Here is a 21,293-nt window from a genome sequence, read left to right on the forward strand (position 1 = left end):
TGCGTCGTGGGCGGCAGGGTGGGGCTTGGTGAGGTTTCTTTCCCTCTTGTGTTTCTTGGAGGGGACCGCCCGAGCCACCGGGGCACACGTTCCCGAGCTTCGGTGAGAGGTCGGGTCAGGCCCGGACACCCTTGCGGGGGACGGAGACGTGTGTGAGGGCCCGGTGGTGGCGGAGCAGTACGGCGGACTCGCCCAGCAGCAGCCCGTGAGGCTGGTAGTCAGGGCCTCGCAGAGAACGCTCCAGTGCGGGAAGGTAGTTCCAGCGGACCGCCGGGTGTGCGGAATGCGCGAAGTGGTACAGGTCTCCGTACGGCAGCCAGGTGCCGCGCGCCAGCAGGGCGAGTGGTGTGTTCCGCGGGTACAGGCGCAGGCACCGGCCCGCCTCCACCGCGACCGGGGGCCCGGTGACCGGATCCGGATCGAACCAGCGGTGTTCCACGAGCAGTGACATCCAGGCGAGCTGCGGATACAGCAGAAGCCTGGGCACCGTGTAGACGAAGACGGCGGCCTCCCAGCCGAAGACCTGGGCGAGTGCCATCCCCACGGCGACTGGCCCGGCCGCCCTCAGCCGCCCGACGCCGGGCTCCCGGGCGAGCGCCCAGAGGCCCTGGAGGGTGTACGACAAGCCGGTGGGAGTGAGCGGATGCAGGACACCCCGTAGGTATCGCGCGGTGGTGGCTCCTGCCCGCAGTCCCGCCCGGTGCAGGTCGGCGAGGTTGGGATCGGCTCCGGTGACCGTCGCGTTCGGATGGTGTTCCCGTACGTGCCGTCGCCGCCGTACAGGCACGGGGACCAGGCCGAGTGGGAGGTGCGCGGCCACCTCGGCGAGCAGCGTGTTCCACCGGGTACCGCGCGCCAATACGCCGTGTACCGCAAAGTGGCTGATCTCCTGCAGTCGGCGGAACGTGACGGCGGTCGCGAGTGCCGCGAGCACCATCCCGAGGAGCCCGCCGTGCACGGCCACCAGACACCATCCCGCGAGTTCCACCCACTGCCCGAGGAGCAGGAGCACAGGGGTGACGTTGTTCAGCCGCTCACGCTGGAGCGACATCACGGCACGCAGCGAACCTGGTGGGGGCCCACCACTGCCTCGGCGGAACCACCAACGATCCGCCTGCCGCAGCACGATCCCCGCCGCCACGACCACCAGACCAGCTGAAAGCGCACCCAAGACCCGTCCCCCTCCTCGCGCCCGCGCCGAGCCGAACGGAGTCCGCGCCCGAAGAAGCGGTGTCGAGTCTCCTGTTCACGGTCACGCCGACGGGCGCTCGCGGGAGACGGGGCGGTCAGGTCAGATCTCGGTGGGCTTGATTCCCGCGTCGCTCAACACCTTCAGGTTTTCCCGGCTGAGTTCGGCGAACGCGCCAATTTCCGCCATGTTCACCTCACCGGAGAACTCCACCGGCCCGTCCCCGAGCAGAACGGCGGGGTCCAGTTCGGCCTCGTACACGAGGGTGGCGTTCCCTTCCAGCAGGGGCTGCCACAGGTCACCCACGGGCTGGAGCAGACTCCTGGCCACGCCGCCGGGGTTGCGTACGGTCACCGGCCGTTCCGGTTCGACGAGCCCGAGGCGGGACAGCACCGCACGGGAGGCCGCGACGCCCGAACCGCACGACGGGGTCAGTCCCGCTCCCCGCTCGTAGGTGTGGACGAACACCTCGTCCTCCGCGAGCGGCAGTACGAAGGAGAGATTGGCGCCGATGGGGAACACGCCCGGTGATCCGGCGACGCGTCGGCCGGTCTCGATCAGCTCCGCCTCGTCGTAGGAGTCGATCAGGGTGATCAGGTGCGAGTTCGGCACGGCGACAGCCGTCACATGGCGCGACGCGTGGAACGCGGGCAGCAGCTGGTCCACGTACTCGCCGTTCGCACCGGCCTCGGCCACGATGGGCTCCGTCGGCGCGAAGTCGACGGCGGGCAGCTCGACGGAGACCTGCCGCACCCCGTGCGGCGTACGGCCCTGGTCGCGCACGGTGAAGGAGTACGGCCCCTGGTGCACCACCACGGATTCGGCCTGATGCCGGTCCAGCAGCACGCGACCGGCGCACCGCATGCCGTTGCCGCACAGCAGGGCCTCGGACCCGTCCGGGTTGAAGAACCAGGCCCGCGCGGTGCCGTCACCATGGTCGGCCACGAAGTACACCCCGTCACCGCCCAGTCCACGCCTGCGGTCGCACAGCAGGCCTACGCCACGCGTGAGCTGGTCCGCCGTGGCGAAGTGGTCGTGGGGGGCGCCGTCCACGACGAAGATGTCGTTGCGCGACCCGTGGGCCTTGATGAGCGAGAGAGCAGGCATAACGTACTTTCCGTCGCGCGGTCCCACCGGGTCCGGACCGGCTGTCGTTCCATGCTATCGAAGCCGTCTCGAACGCGATGAAGCCGTGAACGGCAGGTACTCACAGTCGACCCACTGCCGCCTGGGCGGTCGGCTCCGCCCACGTGCCCGCGTCGAGCATGGGCCGGACAGCCGCCTCGTACGACTGGAGGGCGAACGGCGCCGAATCCGAGCCGTGTCCCCAGATCGACTCGAAGCGTCCCGCCCAGCGCTCGACCTGTTTGAAGTACACGGAGCTGCGGCCCCGGCGGTAGGCGGCGTCGCCCTGTTCCTCTTCCAGCAGGACCGCTGCCTTCGATATCACGACGAAGTCCACGGCCTGGTCGGCGCGCAACCGGTCTCGCACGGCGAGGGCGCACTGGACGCCAAGGGACCGGTGGTGATTGATGAGATCGAGCAGAGACTGAGCGAACTCCTGCTTGACAAGATCGTCCTGCCAACAGATGAACAGTCGCTGCACCGTACCGCCGGCCTCGATGAGACGGCGATTGACGGCCAGGTACTCACGGCGTTGGGTCAGCACGTTCGGATCTGTGGTCAGATCGGCCGCCAGCACCCGCTTGGGTTCGGTACGCGAGTCGATGAGCGCCTGGTAGAGCAACACCGACAGGCGAGGTACCTCCGATGCGTACACCTGAAGGTGCCCGTCGGCGATCTCACCGAAGCCCGCGATCAGCTCACGCTCCAACTGCTCACGGACCCGGGCGAAGTACTGGGCGTCCGACATGTGCCGGTCGTTCGCACGGCGCAGCTGGATGTAGATACGCCGCAACCACATGTGGTTCGCCACCATGAGGAGCAGCAGAACGGTCTCCGCAGCCAGGAGCACGTCCTTCACCATGCTCCGCTGTGCTGCCCATGCCGCGATGGGGATGACCAGACCTGCCAAGCCCACCAAGGCGTTCAACACCTGCGAGGAGAGGGCGTCGGCCACGCGAGTACCGAAATCCCGACGCGGCTGCGATGCCATGCACTCCCCCTTGACGGCGAATCAGATAACACGCCATCGTCCCGGTTCGGTGAGGGCTGGGCAAGTACACCTCGTAGTGAGGCTATGTCTTTCCGTCACACGGGAGGCGGTGTTGGCGGTTGAGTCGGGTGGGCGAGGGCGCGTTCGGTGTGGGAGACAGCGGGATGCTGAAATGAGGGGTTGGGGGGAGTCGCGCGCAGTTCTCTGGTTCACGTCACCGAGCGTGGTGGTAAGTGGCCGGTAGGTCTGGGGCGGTGTGCAGTCGGCCGCTTGTTTGCTCTGGCCTTGAGGACGGCAGCCTGCCGTCTCTGGGATCGGCTCCTGACCCGGTTCCTGGAGGTGTCTGGGCAGTGTCGCCTGCGGCAGCGAAAGGGGCCTGGTGACGTCGTCCGACGTCACCAGGCCCCTTCTTCGTGCGCACGTCCTACTCGGGAGCGCCGCCGAAGCGCTCCTTGTACGTCTCCAGGTCCTCGTCCGTCAGCTTCGCGAACAGGACCGGCGGGACCGTGAAGGCGGTGCCGGTGGGGACGGCGGACAGGGACTTCGCCTCGTCGGTCGTGACCCACGTCCGCGTGTCGCTCGGCAGTGCGAACGCTGCGCGCATCGTCGCCGACGTCGCCGGGATGAAGGGTTCCGAGACCACCGCGTACAGGTGGATGAGGTTCATCGCCGTACGGAGGGTCAGGGCCGCGCCATCCTGGTCGGTCTTGATCTCCAGCCAGGGGGCCTTCTCCTCCAGGTAGGAGTTGCCCGCCGACCACAGGGCGCGCAGGGCAGCCGCCGCCTTGCGGAACTGGAGCGACTCCAACTGGCTCTCGTACTCCGCGAGCAGCTCGGCGATCTGCTCGCCCAGCTTCGTCTCCGCCTCGCCGGCCGCCGAGCCCGCCGGGACCTCGTCGCCGAAGCGCTTCTTCGAGAAGGAGAGGACGCGGTTGACGAAGTTGCCGAGGGTGTCCGCCAGGTCCTTGTTCACCGTGGCCGTGAAGTGCTCCCAGGTGAAGGAGGAGTCGTCGGACTCGGGGGCGTTGGCGATCAGAAAATAGCGCCAGTAGTCGGCGGGGAGGATGGACAGGGCCTGGTCGGTGAAGACACCGCGCTTCTGGGACGTGGAGAACTTTCCGCCGTAGTACGTCAGCCAGTTGAAGGCCTTGACGACGTCGACCTTCTTCCACGGTTCACGGACGCCGAGTTCCGTGGCCGGGAACATCACCGTGTGGAAGGGGACGTTGTCCTTGGCCATGAACTCCGTGTAGCGGACGGGGTTGTCGCCGGCGTCGGCCTCGTACCACCACGACTTCCAGTCCCCGCCGGTGGAGTCCGCCCACTCCTTCGTCGCCGCGATGTACTCGATCGGGGCGTCGAACCAGACGTAGAAGACCTTGCCCTCCGCCGCCAGCTCCGGCCAGGTGTCCGCCGGGACGGGGACACCCCAGTCGAGGTCGCGCGTGATAGCGCGGTCGTGCAGCCCCTCGGTCAGCCACTTGCGGGCGATCGAGGAGGCGAGGTGGGGCCATTGGCCCTCGTGGGCGGTCACCCATTCCTCGACCTCGTGCTGGAGCTTCGACTGGAGGAGGAAGAGGTGCTTCGTCTCGCGGACCTCCAGGTCGGTGGAGCCGGAGATCGCGGACCGGGGGTTGATCAGGTCGGTGGGGTCGAGCACCCGGGTGCAGTTCTCGCACTGGTCGCCGCGGGCCTTGTCGTAACCGCAGTGGGGGCAGGTGCCCTCGACATAGCGGTCCGGGAGGAAGCGGCTGTCGGCGGGGCTGTACACCTGGCGGATCGCGCGCTCTTCGATGAACCCGTTCTCGTTGAGACGGCGGGCGAAGTGCTGGGTGATCTCCCTGTTCTGCGGGGAGGAACTCCGCCCGAAGTGGTCGAAGGCCAGCGCGAATCCGTCGTAGATCGCCTTCTGTGCGTCGTGTGCCTGCGCACAGAACTCCGCTACGGGGATGCCCTGTTCCTTCGCCGCGAGCTCGGCCGGGGTGCCGTGTTCGTCCGTCGCGCAGATGTAGAGGACGTCGTGCCCACGCTGACGGAGGTAACGGGCGTACACGTCCGCCGGGAGCATGGACCCCACCATGTTGCCCAGGTGCTTGATCCCGTTGATGTACGGAAGGGCGCTGGTGATGAGGTGTCGAGCCATTGCGGGCTGCTCCCGAGTCGCTGCGTGGGGTGACGGGCGGCCGTGCCGGGCGTACCGGTGAGCCGTCGTACGAACCTTGGAATCGTAGCCCGACCGGGACGGCCCGTCGCCGCATATACTCCGAGTGGCATATGTATATACGGGAGGTCTGTGATGTCGAAGCTGCTCATCGAGGTCGACGACGAGGCTCTGGCGGAAGCTCAGCTGTTGCTCGGCACGAAGACCAAGAAGGACACCGTCAACACCGCGCTGCTGGAAGTGGCCAAGCGGCGCCGTCGGGCCATGGCGCTGGCTGAGCTCCGGGAGCGGGGAGCGCGAGGTGACTTCGACATCCTGCTGGACAAGAGGAACTACCGCCGGTGAGTGACGTCTCGTATCTGATCGACACCTCGGCCGTCGTGCGCCTGCTCAGCAGCGATGCGTACGACGCGCGATGGCAGCAGGTGCTCGACAACGGGCTGGTCGCACTCTGTGACCTGACCGAGCTGGAGATCCTCCTCTCCGCTCGTGGGCGAGCGGACCGTGAAGGCGTGCAGGAGGAACTGCGGCAACTGTTCGGTCGGACTCCGATTCCCGACGGTGTCTACCAGCGCGCTCGTGAGGTTCAGCGGCTGCTCATCGACGACGGTGAGCACGGTTCGGCCGGGCCGGTCGACCTGCTCGTCGCGGCTACGGCTGAGTTGTCGGGCCTTACCCTCCTCCACCACGACCGGGACTTCGACGCTGTCGCCCGCCGTACGGGCCAGTCGACCGTCTGGTTGGGCGATCCCGAGTCCTGAGAACGCCGGTGGACAAGGCGGAGCCCCGGGAACGAACAGCTTGTCCCCGGGGCCCGTCATGTCATTTTGCGGAGGGTTCTACTGCGGAGGGTTCTGTGACGGTTACGGGCGCCAGTTGGCCAGTACGCCCTCGTAGAGCTCCGTGTCCGTCAGCTCGAGGGGGGTCGGGCCCGCGTGGAAGAAGGACGTGTTGTCCGTCTTGAGCTTGCGGAGGTAGTCGAAGGCCTTGTTCTCCTGCTCGCCGAAGGCGACGAAGGAGAAGAAGACGGTGGGGTGCTTTGCCGCCGTGTCCGTGAGGGACTGGGTCGCGGGGGTTTTGGCGTCCGGGGCGCCGTCCGTCTGGAAGATGACGAGGGCCGGGTGCTTGGTGCCCGACTTCTCGTAGTGGGCGACGATCTCCTCCACGGCGGCGTGGTAGCTCGTACGGCCCATGCGGCCGAGGGAGGCGTGCAGTTCGTCGATCTTGTTCTCGTGGTCGGGGAGGGTGAGCTCGCCGGTGCCGTCCAGTTCGGTGGAGAAGAAGACGACGTGGACGGTCGCCTCCGGGTCGAGGTGAGCGGCGAGGGCGAGGGTCTGCTCGCCGAGGGACTGGGCGGAGCCGTCCTTGTAGTACGGGCGCATGGACGCGGAGCGGTCCAGGACGAGGTAGACCTTGGCGGGGGTGGTGTCGAGGTTGAGGGTCTTGAGGGTGGCGGCGGCGGAGTTGTACGCGGTGAGGAGGCTGGCGGGTACGGCCTCGGCTACGCCTTCGGCCGCGTCCGTTTTCCCACCCGCACCACCCGTGGCGGGTTCGTTCTCGGGTGCGGGTGGCCCCTGTGGGGCTTCCTGTGCGTCGGCGGCTGCCGGTTCCAGGACCTCGGCCTCAACCTCAGCCCCGGCCTCCGGGGCGACCTCGGTCTCCTCGACGACCGGCTCCGGCTCAGGGGTCGCCTCGACGGCAGGCTCCGTTTCCGGCTCGGGCTCCGGTGCCACCTCGGCGACCGGCTCAACTTCCGGCGCGGTCTCGGCGACCGGCGCAGACTCAGCCTCCGGCACCGCCGCAGTCACCGGCTCCGGCTGGGCTTCCGGCTCGGCAGCTGCCTCAATCACCGGCTCCGGCTCAAGCTCCGTCACCGCTACCGGCTCCGGCTCGGCCGCTACCTCAGGCTCAGCTACCGGCTCCGGCTCGGTCTCCTCCGCAGCCTCGGGCTCCGCCTCGACCTCGGCGACCGGTTCTGCCACGGGTTCAGTTTCGGCCTCGGCCACTGGCTCGGCCTGGACCTCAGTCACCGGCTCGGCCACCGATTCAGTCACCGGCTCGGCGTCAACCTCGGCCTGGACCTCAGCCACCGATTCAGCCACCGATTCAGCCTCGGCCTCAGTCACCGCCTCAGCGTCGGCCTCAGCCACCGGCTCAGCCTCGGCCTCAGTCACCGCCTCAGCGTCGGCCTCAGCCACCGGCTCAGCCTCGGCCTCCGTCACCGCCTCGGCCTGGACCTCAGTCACCGCCTCAGCCTCGACCTCAGTCACCGGCTCAGCCGCAGCCACCCGCTCCGTCGGCTCGTCCACCGGCCTTGACGGCTTGGGGACCGTCACGTTGTCGAAGGCCGCCGAGACCAGGTCGTCCACGACCGAGGGGGTTTCGGTGGGCTTCGGTGTCGGGGGCTGGGTCAGGGTCGGTTCAGGGGACGGTGCCGGAATCATCGGCTCGGTGGCCTCCTGCTGAGGTACCGCCTCCGCCTCCCGCGCGGGCGCCGCCTCGGCGTCACGCCCCTTGCGTGACTTGCCGAACGCGTTCCGCAGGAGAGTGAGAATGCCCATGTGCGCAACCCTTCACGTGAGTTGTAGCCGTCAATCCCTGGCCAGGACGGACACGTAAGGTTAGCGGGCCGAACCGGCGATCTTGGGCAGGGTCTTTCACGGAACCCGACGGACGTCAAGGGCGCCCCTTCGCCAACCGTGCGCCCCGTCTCCGAGTGGGCGTCCCCAGGGCTTCCAACGGCTGCCTTCCACAGCTTCCCCGCACGTCCAACCCCCTTACCGCTCCCACGGGTTCACTCGTCGTTCATTCGGCGTCCCCACCCTCGCACCCCCGTCCCCCTAGCGTCGCGCTGACACCAAAGGCACGTATAGGGAAGTCCAGGGGAGAGTAAAGTGCGCAAGCTGCTGCCGTTGATCGGGTCGCCGTCCGGATCGCATCCCGGCGGGCGGTCCGCGATGACCTGCCGTTTCCGGTGTGGTGACGCCTGCTTCCACGAGGTTCCCAACACCAGCGCCAACGAGTACGTCGGCGATGTGATCGCCGGTGCCCTCGGTCGTCGTTCCGTGATGCGCGCCGCCGCTGTCGTCACCGTGGCCACCGCGACCGGTGCCGCCGTGAACGTCGCCGGCGCCCAGGGTGCGGAAGCGGCCACGGCTGCATCCTCTCTCTCCGGCCGGACCCACCACGCCCACTCCTCCGTGCCGCGTGGCCTGCGCTTCAGTCCTGTCGCGCCCAACACCGCCGACGCCGTGACCGTCCCCGGCGGCTATGGCCAGAACGTGGTCATCCGCTGGGGCGAGCCCATCCTCCGGGGTGCCCCCGCCTTCGACCCGGAGAAGCAGACCGCCGCCGCGCAGGCCGGACAGTTCGGGTACAACAACGACTTCCTCGCCCTGCTCCCCCTCCACGGGAACCAGCGGCTCCTCGTCGCCAACCACGAGTACACCGACGAGATCCTGATGTTCCGCGGCTACGACCCCGCCAACCCGACCCGCGAGCAGGTCGAGGTCGCCTGGGCCGCGCACGGGCTGTCCGCCGTCGTGGTCGAGGGCGACCGGCGTACCGGCAAGCTCACCCCCGTACTCCGCCACCCGCTCAACCGCCGTGTCACCGCCACCACCGAGTTCCGGATCACCGGCCCCGCCGCCGGGTCGGACCTGCTCAAGACCTCCACCGACGCGACCGGGCGCAAGGTCCTCGGGACGCTCAACAACTGCTCCGGCGGGACCACGCCCTGGGGGACCACGCTCCACGGCGAGGAGAACTTCAACCAGTACTTCGCCAACGCCTCCCGGGACACCGACAAGCGGTACGGCATCGGCACCGGCGCCACCGAGCGCAAGTGGGAGCGGTTCGACAAGCGGTTCGATGTCGCCCAGGAGCCCAACGAGGTGCACCGGTTCGGGTATGTGGTGGAGTTCGATCCGTACGATCCCTCCTCCACGCCCCGCAAGCACACCGCGCTCGGCCGCTTCAAGCACGAGGCCGCCACCATCCGGCTGACCTCGGACGGGCGTCCCGTCGTCTACACCGGCGACGACGAGCGCTTCGACTACTTCTACAAGTTCGTCAGCAGCAAGCGGATGCGGGAGGGCGGCTCGCGGGCCGTTCGTGAGCACAATCTCTCGCTCCTCGACGAGGGCACGCTGTACGTCGCCAAGCTCACCGGTGACTCCCCCGCCATCGAGATCGACGGGAGCGGGAAGCTGCCCGCCGACGGGGAGTTCGACGGCGGCGGTACGTGGATTCCGCTGGCGACCGCCACCGCCAAGGGCGCCGTCTCGCACGTCGACGGCATGACCGCCGAGGAGGTCTTCGTCTTCACGCGGCTCGCCGGGGACAAGGTCGGCGCGACCAAGATGGACCGGCCCGAGGACATCGAGCCCAACCCGGTCACCGGCAAGGTCTATGTCGCCCTCACCAACAACAGCAACCGGGGCAAGGCAGGCTTCGCCGCCGCCGACGAGGCCAACCCGCGCAACTCCAACAAGCACGGGCAGGTCCTGGAGCTGACCGAGCGCTGGAACCGGGCCGACAGCACCTCGTTCGGCTGGTCGCTCTTCCTGGTCGCCGGTGACCCGAACGACCCCGCCACCTACTTCGCGGGCTTCCCGAAGGACTCCGTCAGCCCGATCTCCTGCCCCGACAACGTCGCCTTCGACCGGCACGGCAACCTGTGGATCTCCACGGACGGCAGTCAACTCGGTTCACACGACGGGCTGTTCGGGGTCGCGACCAAGGGGGCTCGGCGCGGTGAACTCAAGCAGTTCCTGACCGTGCCGACCGGCGCCGAGACCTGCGGGCCGGTCATCGGGGAGCGGCAGGTGCTCGTCGCCGTGCAGCACCCGGGCGAGATCGACGGCGCCTCGGTGGAGAAGCCCGCCAGCACCTGGCCCGACGGACCGGGGAAGATCGTCCGCCCGGCGGTCGTCGCCGTGTGGCGTACGGACGGGTGCGACATCGGCGTCTGAGCCGCAAAGGGTCTACGGGAGGGCCGGCACCGGGGGTTTCGCATCCCTCTGTGCCAGCCACTCCCGGTACGCCGGTGCCTGCCGTGCCACCTCGTCGTACGCCTCCGCCAGCGCCGGATGCACCCCGTCCAGCTCCGTCTCCGTGCGGGCCGCCAGCAGCAGGCGTACGCCGAGCGGGTCGCCGTGCAGTCGGCGTACCGCCATCTCGGGGCGGGGCAGACAGGTCGCCTGGCAGACGGTGACGACCTCGCCGGTCGCCACCAGCGCGGCCGTGGTGTGGTAATCGCCGTGCAGGACACGGGGGTTGAGGCCGGCGGCGTGCAGCATGCGCAGTACGGCGTCGAACTCGCCGTCGACCGTCTCGTCGGCCATCCAGCGGTCGCCGGCCAGCTCGGAGAGGTGGACGACCGGTCTCACGGCGGCCGGATGGTCGGCGGGCAGGGACACGAACTGGGGTTCCCTGTCGACCAGTACGCGCAGGCGGAGGCCGTCCGGGACTCTGAGCGGGCAGCCCTCGACCTCGTGCACGAACGCCACGTCGAGCCTGCCGTCGGCCACCATGCGCAGCAGCGCGTTCGCGGAGACGTCCATGCGCAGGGCCGGCTCCTGCTGGCGTTGACGGAGTCGGCGCAGCCAGCCCGACAGGGCCCGGCTGGCTGTCGAGCCGATGCGCAGCTGAGGTCTCTCCGTCGCGGCGGCCCTCGCCTCCGTGACCAGGGAGCGCATCTCCGCCACCAGGGGACGGGCCCGGCTCAGTACGACCCGGCCGAGCGGCGTCGGACGGCAGCCGGTCCGGGTGCGGGTGAACAGCTCGCCGCCCAGTTCCTGTTCGATCCGGCGCAACTGGGTGCTCAACGAGGGTTGGGCCACGCCCAGTTGGCGGGCGGCCCGGTGCAGGCTGCCGGTGTCGGCTATGGCGCACAGCGCCCGAAGGTGCCTCACCTCTAGCTCCATGAGGCCGACTCCGTGCCGCGAATCATGCGCATGCACATGTCCATGCCATCGAACCCTAGGCCGGAACCTCGCGTTCCGACAGACGCACAAGGACGGGGTGATAGGGCCGGGCTATCGCGACTTGCCATCATCACAGCCGCCGCACAGGCGCCGACACTCACGATACGACCGACTGACTCATCCCCCCACACAAGGAGTCATCGATGAGAAAGCCCATGTCCGGTGCCGTGGCGGCCACTCTGGGCCTGAGCCTGGCAACTCTCGCCCTGGGTACGGCGATTCCCGCCTCCGCCGCACCCGCACCCGAGACCACCTCGTCGACCTCGGCGACCGTGACCACCACGAGGGTCGCGTACGCCGGGTCGGCCGAGGAGGCCTCCGCCAACAAGGCGTTCTTCGCGGCCGTCCTGAAGTCCGTCGCGGAGAAGCGCGCCGCCAACCCCCGCTCGGCAGCCGCTGTCACCGTCATCTACAACGCGTCCCGCGCGCCCTCCTTCAGCGCCGAGATAGCCCGCTCCACCTCGATCTGGAACAGCTCGGTGACGAACGTGAGGCTGCAGTCGGGCTCCGCGTCCGCCGCCGACTTCACCTACCGCGAGGGCAACAGCTCCCAGGGCTCCTACGCCTCCACGGACGGCCACGGCAGCGGCTACATCTTCCTGGACTACGCGCAGAGCGACCAGTACGACCCGACCCGTATCACCGCCCACGAGACCGGCCATGTGCTCGGCCTGCCCGACCACTACTCGGGCCCGTGCAGCGAGTTGATGTCGGGCGGCGGTCCCGGCACGTCCTGCACCAACCCCAACCCGAACTCGGCCGAACGCTCCCGCGTGAACCAGCTGTGGGCCAACGGCCTCGCGACGGCCATGCGTTAGTCAGTCCGCAGCAGCCCCCCCCAGTACCCCGAGTACCCCCCAGTCCCACCCCCCACGGGCGCGGGCCGTCCCTCTGCACAGGGGCGGTCCGCGCGGGCCTTTCAGGGGAGGCTCACTTGGGCGAGGTGATCGCCCTCGCCGCCGCCACCTCCTGCCGCAGCGGCTCCAGCACACTGTCCGCCGGTCCGCTGAGGTCCGTACGCACCGCGTACAGCGTCTCGACCCGGCGCAGCCCGTCCGACAACTCCCGCAGCTGTCCGACGACTTGGTGGATCTCCGCCTCGGACGGCGGCTTGGCGCCCTGCTTGATGTGGACCCGGGCCGCCGTCGTCGCGTCGACGATGCGTTCCACCGCGACGACCAGGGGCCACCACGCCGCCGCCCGCCGTCCGGTCGGCGGCGGTTCGGTCAGGGCGCGCTGGAACTCCGTACGGACGACGGAGAGATCGCGGTACAGGCGCCGCCGCATCCGGGCCCGGACAGCGCCCTCGGTGTCGGCGCGGAACGCCGACTCCACATAGCGTGCCGTGTCCGCGACCGCGTCGGCGAGGTGGACGCCCACCCGGGTGTGCCAGCTCTCCGGCCACAGCAGGTACCCGGCGACCAGGGCGATGCCGCAGCCCATGAGGGAGTCGAGGAGCCGGGGCAGCAGCAGGGCGGCGCCCTGGTGGTTGAGGACGTCGGAGAGCAGCAGGATCACCGGGGTGATGGCGGCCGTCTGGTAGCCGTACCCGCGTGGTGTCAGCCCCGGGATCAGGGTGGCGAGCAGCAGGATCACGGGTACGTCCCACCAGCCGCGCGGCACCTGGACGAGCACCCCCGCCGCGATCACCAGCCCCACGACCGTGCCGAGGGCGCGCAGCAGGGCCCGGGAGAAGACGGAGCCCAGGTCGGGCTTCAGGACGAAGGTGATGGTCAGCGCGACCCAGTACGAGCGCGGCACCGGGACGATCGAGACCAGCACCTGCGCGAGGCCGATACAGAGCGCGAGGCGCAGTCCGTAGCGCCAGGAGCCGCCGGACAGTACGACGTCCCGGGCGGAGCGGAGGGCGCGGGTGCGCAGGGCGGCCGGGCGGCCGAGCCGGTCGTCGTCGGCGACGGCGGTACGCAGGTCGGGGGAGCGGCTGCCGACCACCTCGGCGGTGTGACGCAGCGCCTGTTCGACGGCGCGGGAGGTCTGGTCGGTCGGGGCGGGGATGTCCAGCCCCAGGGGGCCGCCGTAGCCGGTCTCGACGGCGTCGGCGAGGTGGCGGACCGCCCGCGGGACCTCGGGCGGCAGCGGGCGGCCGGCCTGGTGGGCGGCGGGGGCGGCCTCGACGACCGGGGTGATCGCGTTCAACTGGGCGAGCAGCCGCACGAGTTCGGGGCTGCGGCCGTGGTGGCGGGCGCGCCGGGCGAGGACCAGGTCGTACGACTTGTTGAGGGACTGGGTGACGGCGTACCGGGCGTCCTCGTAGCCGTCGGTGGTGCCGGCGGCGAGGAGCTCGGCGACCTCGCGGTAGGTCTGCGCGACCGCCGCCCGTTCCGGCACGCCCGACCGCAGCGGCCAGGCGAGGAGAGCCAGCACGAGGACGAGCAGCCCGCCTCCGGACATCAGGACCGGCGCGAGCCACCACGCCCCCGGCAGCGGCAGCCCGGCGCCGATCAGGGAGTTGAGGAGCAGCAGCAGTCCGGACACGGAGGCCACCGCGCCGATCGTCGAGATCATCCCGGAGACGAGGGCCACGCCGGTGACGGCGACGACGGCGGTCCAGCCGTGGCCGTACACGAGCGAGCCGAGGGTGACGCCGAGCGCGCCGAAGAGCTGGGGGATCGCGATGTTGAGGAGGCGCATCCGGTACGCGTCGGCGGTGTCCCCGATGACGCCGGAGAGGGCGCCCATGGAGGCGAGGGCGCCGTAGGCGGCGTGGCCGGTGGCGAGGCCGACGGCCAGGGGCAGGGACATGGCGATGGCGGCGCGGGCCACGGCGGGGCGGTTGACGGGCGGGGCCGGCTGGGGCCGGAGGTTCCGCACCAGCCAGTCGGGGGGTGTGAGGCCGATGGGAAACTCTCGGGGCATGGCCCCATTATCGCCGTGCCCCTTTTCAGGGGGTCGTGTCGATGCGTGTCGCGAGGAAGCCGGCCAGGGCTTCGTTGAACTCCGCCGGGCGTTCCAGGTTGGGCATGTGGGCCGCGTGCTCGATCACGTGGAGCGTGGAGTCGGGGAGTGCCGTGTGCATGGCCTCGGCGTCGGCGACCGGGGTGAACTCGTCGTCGGCGCCGACGACGACCAGGGCGGGGACGGTGAGCGTGGAGAGGAGGGGGCGGTAGTCGGGGCGTTGCGCCCGGCCCCGGAGTGCCGCCGCCGCGCCCCGGGGGTCCGTGGCCGTCATCATGCGGTGGACGTGGGCCTTGACGCCCGCGTCGGCGGACGGGGACACCATCTTCTCCAGCACCTCGTCGGCGTATCCGCGCATGCCCTCGGCGAGCAGACGGTCGGCCGTCGCGTTGCGGGCGAGGTGTCCCTCCGGTGTCTCGGGCGAGGGGAAGGTGTCGGCGAGGACGACGCCCCGGACGCGCTCCGGGAAGCGGGCGCAGCACTCCATGACGATCTGGCCGCCCATCGAGAGCCCGACGAGCACGCACGACTCCACCCGCGCCTCGTCCAGCAGCTCCTCGATGTCGTGCGCGAACCGCGAGAGCGGGGTGGCGGCGTCGAGGGGCATCCGGGAGGTGCCGTAACCGCGCAGGTCGGGGGCGATCACCCGGCGGGTGGCGGAGAACGCCTCGATCTGCGGGTTCCACATCGTGTGGTCGAAGGGGTGGCCGTGAACCAGGACAAGAGGGGTGGAGGTGGGCATGTGCACGACCCTAGGCCGCCCCAACCCCTCGGTGCAATAAGCTCTTTGCGCTCGGTGCAATGTGCCGGAGCGGGTACGAGAACAGGTACGAGTACGGGAACGGGTACGGGGGACACATGGACGACGACTACCGGCGCCTCGCCGACCGCATAGCCGACGACATCGTCACCGGACGACTTCGCCCCGGCGAACGGCTGCCTCCGCAGCGGGCGTTCGCACGCCGGCGCGGTATCGCGGGGTCGACGGCCGGGCGCGTGTACGGCGAACTGGTGCGGCGCGGACTGGTCGTCGGCGAGGTCGGACGCGGCACGTTCGTCCGGGCCGCACCGCACACGCCGACCGGGCGCGCCCTCGCCGAGCCGGCCGTGAACACCCAGGTCAGGGCGGTCAACCTGGAGCTCAACTACCCTTCCGCGCCGGGCCAGTCGGAGCTGCTGGCACCGGCCCTCGCGCCTCTTCTGCGCCCCGACGTGCTCACCGAGGCGCTCCGCCCGGCGCCCGCCACCGGTACCGCCGAGGCCAGGTCGGCGGTCGCCGGGCTGCTCGCGACCCCGGGCTGGCGGCCCGACCCCGACGGTGTCCTGTTCACGGGCAACGCCCGGCAGTCGATCGCCGCCGCCCTCGCCTCCCTGGTCCGGCCGGGCGGCCGGGTCGGCGTCGAGGCGCTGACGTATCCGCTGGTCAAGGAGATCGCCGCCCGCCTCGGCATCACGCTCGTCCCCCTCGCCATGGATCAGGACGGTCTGCGTCCGGACGTGCTCGTCGCCGCCCACCGCACCGCTCCCCTGTCCGCGCTGTACGTCCAGCCGACGCTGCACAACCCGACGTCGGTGACGATGAGGGACGAGCGGAGGCGTGAACTGGCAGGCACAGTACGGGAGTTGGCGGTACCGGTGGTGGAGGACCGGATCTGGTCGTTCCTCGCGGGACCGGAGACGGGCGCCGCCAGGGAGCCGCTCGCCGCTCATGTCCCCGAACTGGCCCATGTCGTCGACGGGTTGTCCAAGCGGGTCGCGCCCGGGCTCACCGTGGGCTTCCTCGTCGTACCGCCGGACCGGACGGAAGCCGTCGCGACCGCTGTGCGGTCGGGTGGGTGGAGCGCGGGGAGGTTCGCGCTGGAGGCCGGTGTGCGGTGGGTCGAGGACGGGACCGTGGCGCGGCTCGTGGCCGCCAAGCGGGCCGACGCGGCGCGTCGACAGCGTTTGCTGGCAGGGGAGTTGGCGGACTTCGGCGGCGCCGTCCGGTCGGATCCGTACGCCTACTACGCGTGGTGGGAGCTGCCCGCGTCCTGGCGGGCGGACACCTTCACGGCCGCGGCGGCGGCGCACGGCATCGCCGTCACGCCGGGGAACGCCTTCGCCGTGGGCCCGCAGCGGGCGCCGGACGCCGTCAGACTCGGGCTCGCGTCGGCTCCGGAAGCGGAGCTGGCACGGGCGTTGCGGACGCTCGCCGCGATCGCCCGGCGCGGCCGTACCGCTCCGTGACCCACATGCCGAGGGCCACGGCGAGGCCCAGGGCGAGCAGCAGCCAGGAGACGGTACGCAGGGTGGCCGTCAGGGCGTCGTAGACGGCGCCGGCGGCGGGTGCGGAGACGCCCGGCGGCAGGTCGGTGAGGGTGAGACGGCGGGTGATCGCCAGCGCGACGCCGAGCAGCGCCCCGCCGAGGGCCGTACCGAGCGCGGTCGCCGTGATCGCCCGGCGGCGCCGGACGGCGAGGGCGATCCCGGCGACGGCGAGGACGCAGGCCGTCACCGGAAGCCAGAAACCGGCGACTTCGAGCACGCGAAAACCCTTCCGGAGCGGCACGAGATCCTGCGCGGGCAGGACCGCGACCTCGGTGTGCGCGACGGGGATACGGCTCGCCAACGGCACGTGGTCGACGGTGAGTTGCCGCTTGATCTGGGCGGTGACGGGGGCGAGGTCGATGGTGACGGCCGCCTCGCCGCCGTAACGGCCGTAGGGGCGCTGTCTGTTCGGGTCGTTCCGCAGGGCCCGCAGCACAGCCTCGTGGGTCGCGCGGTTCGCCGTGTCCCAGGCCGCGCGAAAGGCCGCGGTGCGGGTGAAGGAGTGCACCGCGTCCTGCACGAAGTGGTTGACGGTGCCTTCGAGCGGGCCGACATCGACGGCGTGCACGATCCCGGCGCCGACGTTGTCCGCGATGGCGTCCTGGACGTACGGATTCCGGGCCAGCGGCGCCATCGTGGTGACGTAACGGTCGGTGTCGGCGAGGCCGTACGCCGCCCAGGCCGAGAGCGCGCCGAAGGGCAGCAGGAAGCACGCGAGGGCGATGAGGACGGCCGACAGGGCGCTCCGGAGGCGGTGGGTCACCCCTCCAGGCAAGGGCCCGGGGGCCCGGAACGCGAGCCGGTTGACTGCATATGGGCGTGCGGGACAAGCCCCGGCGGGGGAGCCTCCGGTGGAGCGTTCACCCGAACGGGTGTTTCCTGGTTTTGGGGAGAGGGAGACACGGGGGGTTTCGGGGATGAGGAGGCAGACATGCACACCACCCCGGCTCTGCGGAACCTGACCGCGGCCCTGTTCACCGGCGGAATCCTGGCCGTACCCGTCGGTACGGCGATGGCCGCCGCGCCCGCGGGCTCCCACGGCTCCGACGGCTCCGGGGTCCGGGGCACCGTCGTCTCCGCCGGCGAACTGAACGTGCGGCAGCAGCCGACCACCCACTCGCGCGTCGTCGCACGGCTCGCCCCGGGCAGCCACGGGCGCGTCGAGTGCTCGGTCGTCGGCCAGACCGTGCGCGGGAACCCGTACTGGTACTGGCTGCCCGGCGTCAACGCCTGGGCGAGCGCCGTCTACATCGACACCGGGCACCGGTCGGTGCCGACCTGCGCCGACCCGTGCCCGGAGTGGAAGGACGACGGCCACTGGAGCGCCTCGGGGACGTTCAGCTTCAACTGGAACGTCACCGTCGGCTGAGACGGGACGACCCGGGACGACCTGGGACGACCCGGCCGGTCCCGGCCGGGTCGTCCCAGGTCAGGACCGTCAGCCCACCCGGTGACCGGCCGCGTCCTCGTGCGTGTAGTAGCGGTAGAACAGCACCGCGGCCACGGATGCCGCGACCGCCAGCGAGTTCCCGGCCGACCGCAGCACACTCGCCCCGGTCTGGCTGTAGACGAACCCGAAGGCGACCCCGGCGAACGCGCCCCACGCCACCGCGTGCGACTCGCGCCGCAGCCGCGGCGCCACCGCCCGTACGCCGATGAACACCGCCATGAACGCCAGCGCGCTCACGAAGCCGAACAGGACGTTCCAGCCGGTGATGGGACCGCCGCCGCGCCGGTTGGCCGCGGCCCAGAAGCCGTAGACCAGCCCGAGCACGACGGGCAGGGCCCGGTTCGCGGCCAGGTGGGCCCGCGCGCTGAAGATGTCGGGAGTCCCGGCCTTGCCGGGGATGCCGGACGTTGCCTGAGCCATGAGAGTCGTTCCTCTCTCCTCGCCCCCGCCCTCCAGAGCACACCCTGGAGAGGCCCTCCGGCAAGTCGACAGCGGGGGCCGGCCGTGTTTCGCTGAGTTCCATGAAGCCGGTGGGCCCGGTGGGTCCGGTGGGTCGCGACGAGGGCCCCGCCTTCTCGTCGCCCGTCCTCGCCGGGCGCCGTGTCGGCTGGGTGCCGCCGCTGGTGCTGCTCATCGTGATCGCGGTCCTCGACTGGAACACCACCGGCGAGTTCCGGATCATCTCCTGGATCGTGCTGGTGCCCGGGATCGCCGCCGCGCTCTGCCGGGTCGCCGGCACCGTCGTCTTCGCCGTCCTGTCCCTGGGCACCTACGTCTTCGTCGACGGTGCCTGGCCCCACCAGGACCAGACCGGGCTGCCCGACTTCATCCTGGTCGGCCTCGGCGGGCTGCTCGCCGTCCTCGCCTGCATGGTCCGGCTGCGCGGTGAGCGGCGCATGCTGCACATGCGGGACGTCGTCGAGACCACCCGCCGTACGGTGCTGCGCCCGCTGCCGCCGGGCTGGGGCGGCCTCGACCACGCGGCGGTGTATCTCGCCGCCGACGCCTTCGCCCGGGTCGGCGGCGACTTCTACGACATCCAGCCCGGCCCGCACGGCACCCGGGTCCTCATCGGTGACGTGCAGGGCAAGGGGCTCGACGCGGTGGAGGCGGCGGCGGCCCTGCTCAGCACGTTCAGGGAGTCCGCGTACCACGAGCCGTCCCTCGCGACCGTCGCGGAACGCCTGGAGGTACGGATGCTGCGGCACGTCCGCTACCGGGCCGCCCTGGGCCGGAGCGAGGGTGACCGGTTCGCCACCGCCGTCCTCATCGGCTTCCCCGAGGAGCGGCGGGCGACGGCCGCCGGGCTCGTCGCCCGGGCGGAGGCGGAGGCGGAGGTCGAGGTCGAGGTCGTCAACTTCGGTCACGAGCCTTCCCTGATCGTGTCGGCCGACGGCGTACGGAGCCTGCCGCCGGGGGACGGACTCCCGCTCGGGCTGAGCGAGTTGACCCCGGGCGACGGCGGGCTGCCGTCCGTGGTCCGGGTGCCGCTCGCCGCAGCGGAGACCCTGCTCCTCGTCACCGACGGCGTCACCGAGGCCCGGAACGCCGACGGCACCTTCTTCCCCCTGCGCGAACGTGTCGCCGACGCCGTGGCCGTCGATCCGCGCGTCGCCGACCCGCGGCGCCTGGTGGCGTTCGTCCGGGACGGCACACTGCGGCACAGCGGAGGGCGTCTCGCCGACGACACGACGGTGTTCGCGGTGCGCAGGGCAGACCCCGCCCCCGGTACAAGCCGTCCATAGTCGGCCATAGCCGTACCGCCGATCCCCCTTCGCAGTCGCACCGGTTACGGTGCTGTCCGGACACGTGACCGCCGCGACCGCCGTGAGGGATGTGCAGGACGTGCAGGACGTGCAGGACGTGAGGGGAGGCACCATGGCCGGACCGACGGGTTCGCCCGGCTCGACGACCGGAACCGCGCTGCTGCTCGCCGCCTCGCCGGTGGGCAAGGGATGTCTCGTGGACGCGGCGTCCGTGCTGCCCGTCCTCGCCGCCGTCGCCCCCGCCGTGCTGGCCGGCACCGACACGGCGAACGTCGTCGAACTCGCCGACCCGCTGGAGCCGCAGGCCGTGCTGACCCGGCTGCGTGCCGCCGCGGTGACCCCCGGGCCGCTCACCGTCTTCCTCACCGGACAGCTCCAACTCGACCGCAAACAGCACCTTCCGCATCTCGCCCTGGCCCGTACGACCCCCGCGACGGTCCGCTACACGGCCTTCCCCTGGCACTGGATCGCCGAGGAGCTGCGGCTGCGGGCGCCGGGGACGACGACGCTCTTCCTCGACCTGCACGCCGATGCCGCCGCGTGGCAGTACGTCACGGGGCGGGTGTTCGCCGCGGGGCGCGGGGTGAGTGTGTACGGGAGGATCGCTCCGCCGCCGCCTCGGCGGGCGGTGGCTGTGCCGACGTACATGAAGGCGGTCGCGACGATTCTGCGCAGCGGGTATCGGCCGGAGGCCGGGCAGTTGCATCAGCAGGCGATCGGGCGGCTGTCGTCGGACGGGGTTGCCTACGGGGATGTGGTGTTGTTTTCGCCCCCGCCGCCCCTACCCGTCCCATCCGTACCTGGGGGCTCCGCCCCCAGACCCCCGGTTCGCGCTGAACGCGCTCGTCCTCAAACTCCCCCAGAGGGGGGACCCCCAGACGGGCTGGAAATGCGGGCCGGCGCTGAAGAGTCACCGGGCGGGCTGGAAACGCCGACCGGCGTCCAGAACGCTTCTGGCAGTGATCCGCACTCCTTCATCACCTCCGCCGTCCAGGCCGGCCGTCACGGTGACGCCGATGCCGTCGCCGCTCGGTGGGAGCAGGCCGCCTTACGGGAGCACGGGCCCGCTTCCGAGGAGGCGCTGCACTGGACCGAGGTCCGGGCCGATCTCGCGATGTTCGCCGGGGATCCGGCCCGGAGCTGTCGGGTCTGGCTGGCCGTCGCCGGTGCCCGGCTCGGTGTCGGGCAGGCGTCGGACGCGCCCGCCGTCGAGGCGGCCGTGGACCGGGCCCACCATCAGTGGACGAGCCTCGGTGAGAGCGCCGACGCGCGTGAACTGGGGCCGGTGGTCGTCGAGTTGAGGCGGCGTGTGCCCGGCCGGCGCGAAGGTGCCGTACGGCATGCCGAGCGGCGGCTGGAGCGGCTCGGTGAGCGGAGCGGTCAGCGCGTGCCGGGTTAGGC

18 protein-coding genes are annotated in these 21,293 nt (G+C 70.9%); 8 read left to right on the forward strand and 10 right to left on the reverse strand.

Going from position 1 to position 21,293, the window contains the following annotated elements; genetic code table 11:
- Window positions 1-115 precede the first annotated feature (115 nt).
- The 4 genes from PV734_RS35940 to metG all read right to left on the reverse strand — a co-directional run bounded on the left by PV734_RS35940 (window position 116) and on the right by metG (window position 5,448).
- Window positions 116-1,171, reverse strand: a complete 1,056-nt coding sequence (locus PV734_RS35940; RefSeq protein WP_319293603.1) for a fatty acid desaturase — start codon at window positions 1,169-1,171, stop codon at window positions 116-118.
- 120 nt (window positions 1,172-1,291) lie between these two features.
- Window positions 1,292-2,296, reverse strand: coding sequence for a diaminopimelate epimerase (gene dapF, locus PV734_RS35945; protein ID WP_319098621.1), 1,005 nt, complete (start codon window positions 2,294-2,296; stop codon window positions 1,292-1,294).
- Between the two features lie 100 nt (window positions 2,297-2,396).
- Window positions 2,397-3,305 (reverse strand): hypothetical protein, encoded by a 909-nt coding sequence (locus PV734_RS35950; RefSeq protein WP_319098620.1) that lies wholly within the window; start codon window positions 3,303-3,305, stop codon window positions 2,397-2,399.
- Between the two features lie 424 nt (window positions 3,306-3,729).
- Window positions 3,730-5,448: a methionine--tRNA ligase gene (metG, locus tag PV734_RS35955; RefSeq protein WP_319293606.1), complete on the reverse strand. Its 1,719-nt coding sequence runs from the start codon at window positions 5,446-5,448 to the stop codon at window positions 3,730-3,732.
- A gap of 153 nt (window positions 5,449-5,601) precedes the next feature.
- Between metG and PV734_RS35960 the strand changes: the two genes are divergently transcribed.
- Window positions 5,602-5,811, forward strand: a complete 210-nt coding sequence (locus PV734_RS35960; RefSeq protein WP_319098618.1) for a type II toxin-antitoxin system VapB family antitoxin — start codon at window positions 5,602-5,604, stop codon at window positions 5,809-5,811.
- Entirely contained in the window at window positions 5,808-6,227 is a 420-nt protein-coding gene (locus tag PV734_RS35965) for a PIN domain nuclease (protein WP_319098617.1), read from the forward strand. Before PV734_RS35960 ends, PV734_RS35965 begins: the two co-directional genes overlap by 4 nt.
- A 102-nt stretch (window positions 6,228-6,329) precedes the next feature.
- Here PV734_RS35965 and PV734_RS35970 read toward each other — a convergent pair whose 3' ends face one another.
- The gene (locus PV734_RS35970) at window positions 6,330-8,027 is read right to left on the reverse strand and encodes a VWA domain-containing protein (protein ID WP_319293608.1); all 1,698 of its coding nucleotides are present in this window, start codon (window positions 8,025-8,027) and stop codon (window positions 6,330-6,332) included.
- Between the two features lie 333 nt (window positions 8,028-8,360).
- Here PV734_RS35970 and PV734_RS35975 point away from each other — a divergent pair, with 333 nt between their 5' ends.
- Complete coding sequence (locus PV734_RS35975; RefSeq protein WP_319293610.1) at window positions 8,361-10,439, forward strand: PhoX family protein; 2,079 nt, start codon at window positions 8,361-8,363, stop codon at window positions 10,437-10,439.
- A 12-nt stretch (window positions 10,440-10,451) separates the two neighbouring features.
- On the opposite strand, the gene PV734_RS35980 is transcribed toward PV734_RS35975, so the two are convergent.
- Window positions 10,452-11,393, reverse strand: coding sequence for a LysR family transcriptional regulator (locus tag PV734_RS35980; protein ID WP_319098614.1), 942 nt, complete (start codon window positions 11,391-11,393; stop codon window positions 10,452-10,454).
- A 203-nt stretch (window positions 11,394-11,596) separates the two neighbouring features.
- Here PV734_RS35980 and snpA point away from each other — a divergent pair, with 203 nt between their 5' ends.
- Window positions 11,597-12,271: a snapalysin gene (gene snpA / locus PV734_RS35985; protein ID WP_319098613.1), complete on the forward strand. Its 675-nt coding sequence runs from the start codon at window positions 11,597-11,599 to the stop codon at window positions 12,269-12,271.
- A 112-nt stretch (window positions 12,272-12,383) separates the two neighbouring features.
- Here snpA and PV734_RS35990 read toward each other — a convergent pair whose 3' ends face one another.
- The gene (locus PV734_RS35990; protein ID WP_319293612.1) at window positions 12,384-14,330 is read right to left on the reverse strand and encodes an FUSC family protein; all 1,947 of its coding nucleotides are present in this window, start codon (window positions 14,328-14,330) and stop codon (window positions 12,384-12,386) included.
- Between the two features lie 25 nt (window positions 14,331-14,355).
- The gene (locus PV734_RS35995; RefSeq protein ID WP_319293613.1) at window positions 14,356-15,111 is read right to left on the reverse strand and encodes an alpha/beta hydrolase; all 756 of its coding nucleotides are present in this window, start codon (window positions 15,109-15,111) and stop codon (window positions 14,356-14,358) included.
- 116 nt (window positions 15,112-15,227) lie between these two features.
- Between PV734_RS35995 and PV734_RS36000 the strand changes: the two genes are divergently transcribed.
- On the forward strand, window positions 15,228-16,595 hold the full coding sequence (locus tag PV734_RS36000; RefSeq protein ID WP_319293614.1) for a PLP-dependent aminotransferase family protein: 1,368 nt from the start codon (window positions 15,228-15,230) through the stop codon (window positions 16,593-16,595).
- Here PV734_RS36000 and PV734_RS36005 read toward each other — a convergent pair.
- A complete protein-coding gene (locus tag PV734_RS36005; RefSeq protein WP_319098609.1) occupies window positions 16,501-17,439 on the reverse strand; it encodes a hypothetical protein in 939 nt (312 codons plus the stop codon). The genes PV734_RS36000 and PV734_RS36005 overlap by 95 nt on opposite strands.
- 168 nt (window positions 17,440-17,607) lie before the next feature.
- Between PV734_RS36005 and PV734_RS36010 the strand changes: the two genes are divergently transcribed.
- On the forward strand, window positions 17,608-18,045 hold the full coding sequence (locus tag PV734_RS36010; RefSeq protein WP_319098608.1) for an SH3 domain-containing protein: 438 nt from the start codon (window positions 17,608-17,610) through the stop codon (window positions 18,043-18,045).
- A 69-nt stretch (window positions 18,046-18,114) separates the two neighbouring features.
- On the opposite strand, the gene PV734_RS36015 is transcribed toward PV734_RS36010, so the two are convergent.
- A complete protein-coding gene (locus PV734_RS36015; RefSeq protein WP_319098607.1) occupies window positions 18,115-18,546 on the reverse strand; it encodes a hypothetical protein in 432 nt (143 codons plus the stop codon).
- A gap of 101 nt (window positions 18,547-18,647) precedes the next feature.
- Here PV734_RS36015 and PV734_RS36020 point away from each other — a divergent pair, with 101 nt between their 5' ends.
- Both PV734_RS36020 and PV734_RS36025 read left to right on the forward strand, forming a co-directional pair.
- Window positions 18,648-19,871 carry a PP2C family protein-serine/threonine phosphatase gene (locus PV734_RS36020; RefSeq protein WP_415924319.1) on the forward strand — a complete coding sequence of 408 codons (1,224 nt, stop codon included), beginning with the start codon at window positions 18,648-18,650 and terminating at the stop codon, window positions 19,869-19,871.
- Window positions 19,872-20,004: 133 nt separating this feature from the next.
- Entirely contained in the window at window positions 20,005-21,291 is a 1,287-nt protein-coding gene (locus tag PV734_RS36025) for a hypothetical protein (protein ID WP_319293616.1), read from the forward strand.
- Window positions 21,292-21,293 lie beyond the last annotated feature (2 nt).

This window comes from Streptomyces sp. AK08-02, assembly GCF_033795085.1.
Classification (GTDB): Bacteria; Actinomycetota; Actinomycetes; order Streptomycetales; family Streptomycetaceae; genus Streptomyces; species Streptomyces echiniscabiei.

What these genes read in the sequence shown, in the direction of transcription:
- dapF (WP_319098621.1), bottom strand. Translation starts at nt 2,296, where the DNA reads ATGCCTGCTCTCTCGCTCATCAAGGCCCACGGGTCGCGCAACGACATC.
- PV734_RS35950 (WP_319098620.1), bottom strand. Translation starts at nt 3,305, where the DNA reads ATGGCATCGCAGCCGCGTCGGGATTTCGGTACTCGCGTGGCCGACGCC.
- metG (WP_319293606.1), bottom strand. Translation starts at nt 5,448, where the DNA reads ATGGCTCGACACCTCATCACCAGCGCCCTTCCGTACATCAACGGGATC.
- PV734_RS35960 (WP_319098618.1), top strand. Translation starts at nt 5,602, where the DNA reads ATGTCGAAGCTGCTCATCGAGGTCGACGACGAGGCTCTGGCGGAAGCT.
- PV734_RS35970 (WP_319293608.1), bottom strand. Translation starts at nt 8,027, where the DNA reads ATGGGCATTCTCACTCTCCTGCGGAACGCGTTCGGCAAGTCACGCAAG.
- PV734_RS35980 (WP_319098614.1), bottom strand. Translation starts at nt 11,393, where the DNA reads ATGGAGCTAGAGGTGAGGCACCTTCGGGCGCTGTGCGCCATAGCCGAC.
- snpA (WP_319098613.1), top strand. Translation starts at nt 11,597, where the DNA reads ATGAGAAAGCCCATGTCCGGTGCCGTGGCGGCCACTCTGGGCCTGAGC.
- PV734_RS35990 (WP_319293612.1), bottom strand. Translation starts at nt 14,330, where the DNA reads ATGCCCCGAGAGTTTCCCATCGGCCTCACACCCCCCGACTGGCTGGTG.
- PV734_RS35995 (WP_319293613.1), bottom strand. Translation starts at nt 15,111, where the DNA reads ATGCCCACCTCCACCCCTCTTGTCCTGGTTCACGGCCACCCCTTCGAC.
- PV734_RS36000 (WP_319293614.1), top strand. Translation starts at nt 15,228, where the DNA reads ATGGACGACGACTACCGGCGCCTCGCCGACCGCATAGCCGACGACATC.
- PV734_RS36010 (WP_319098608.1), top strand. Translation starts at nt 17,608, where the DNA reads ATGCACACCACCCCGGCTCTGCGGAACCTGACCGCGGCCCTGTTCACC.
- PV734_RS36015 (WP_319098607.1), bottom strand. Translation starts at nt 18,546, where the DNA reads ATGGCTCAGGCAACGTCCGGCATCCCCGGCAAGGCCGGGACTCCCGAC.
- PV734_RS36020 (WP_415924319.1), top strand. Translation starts at nt 18,648, where the DNA reads ATGAAGCCGGTGGGCCCGGTGGGTCCGGTGGGTCGCGACGAGGGCCCC.
- PV734_RS36025 (WP_319293616.1), top strand. Translation starts at nt 20,005, where the DNA reads ATGGCCGGACCGACGGGTTCGCCCGGCTCGACGACCGGAACCGCGCTG.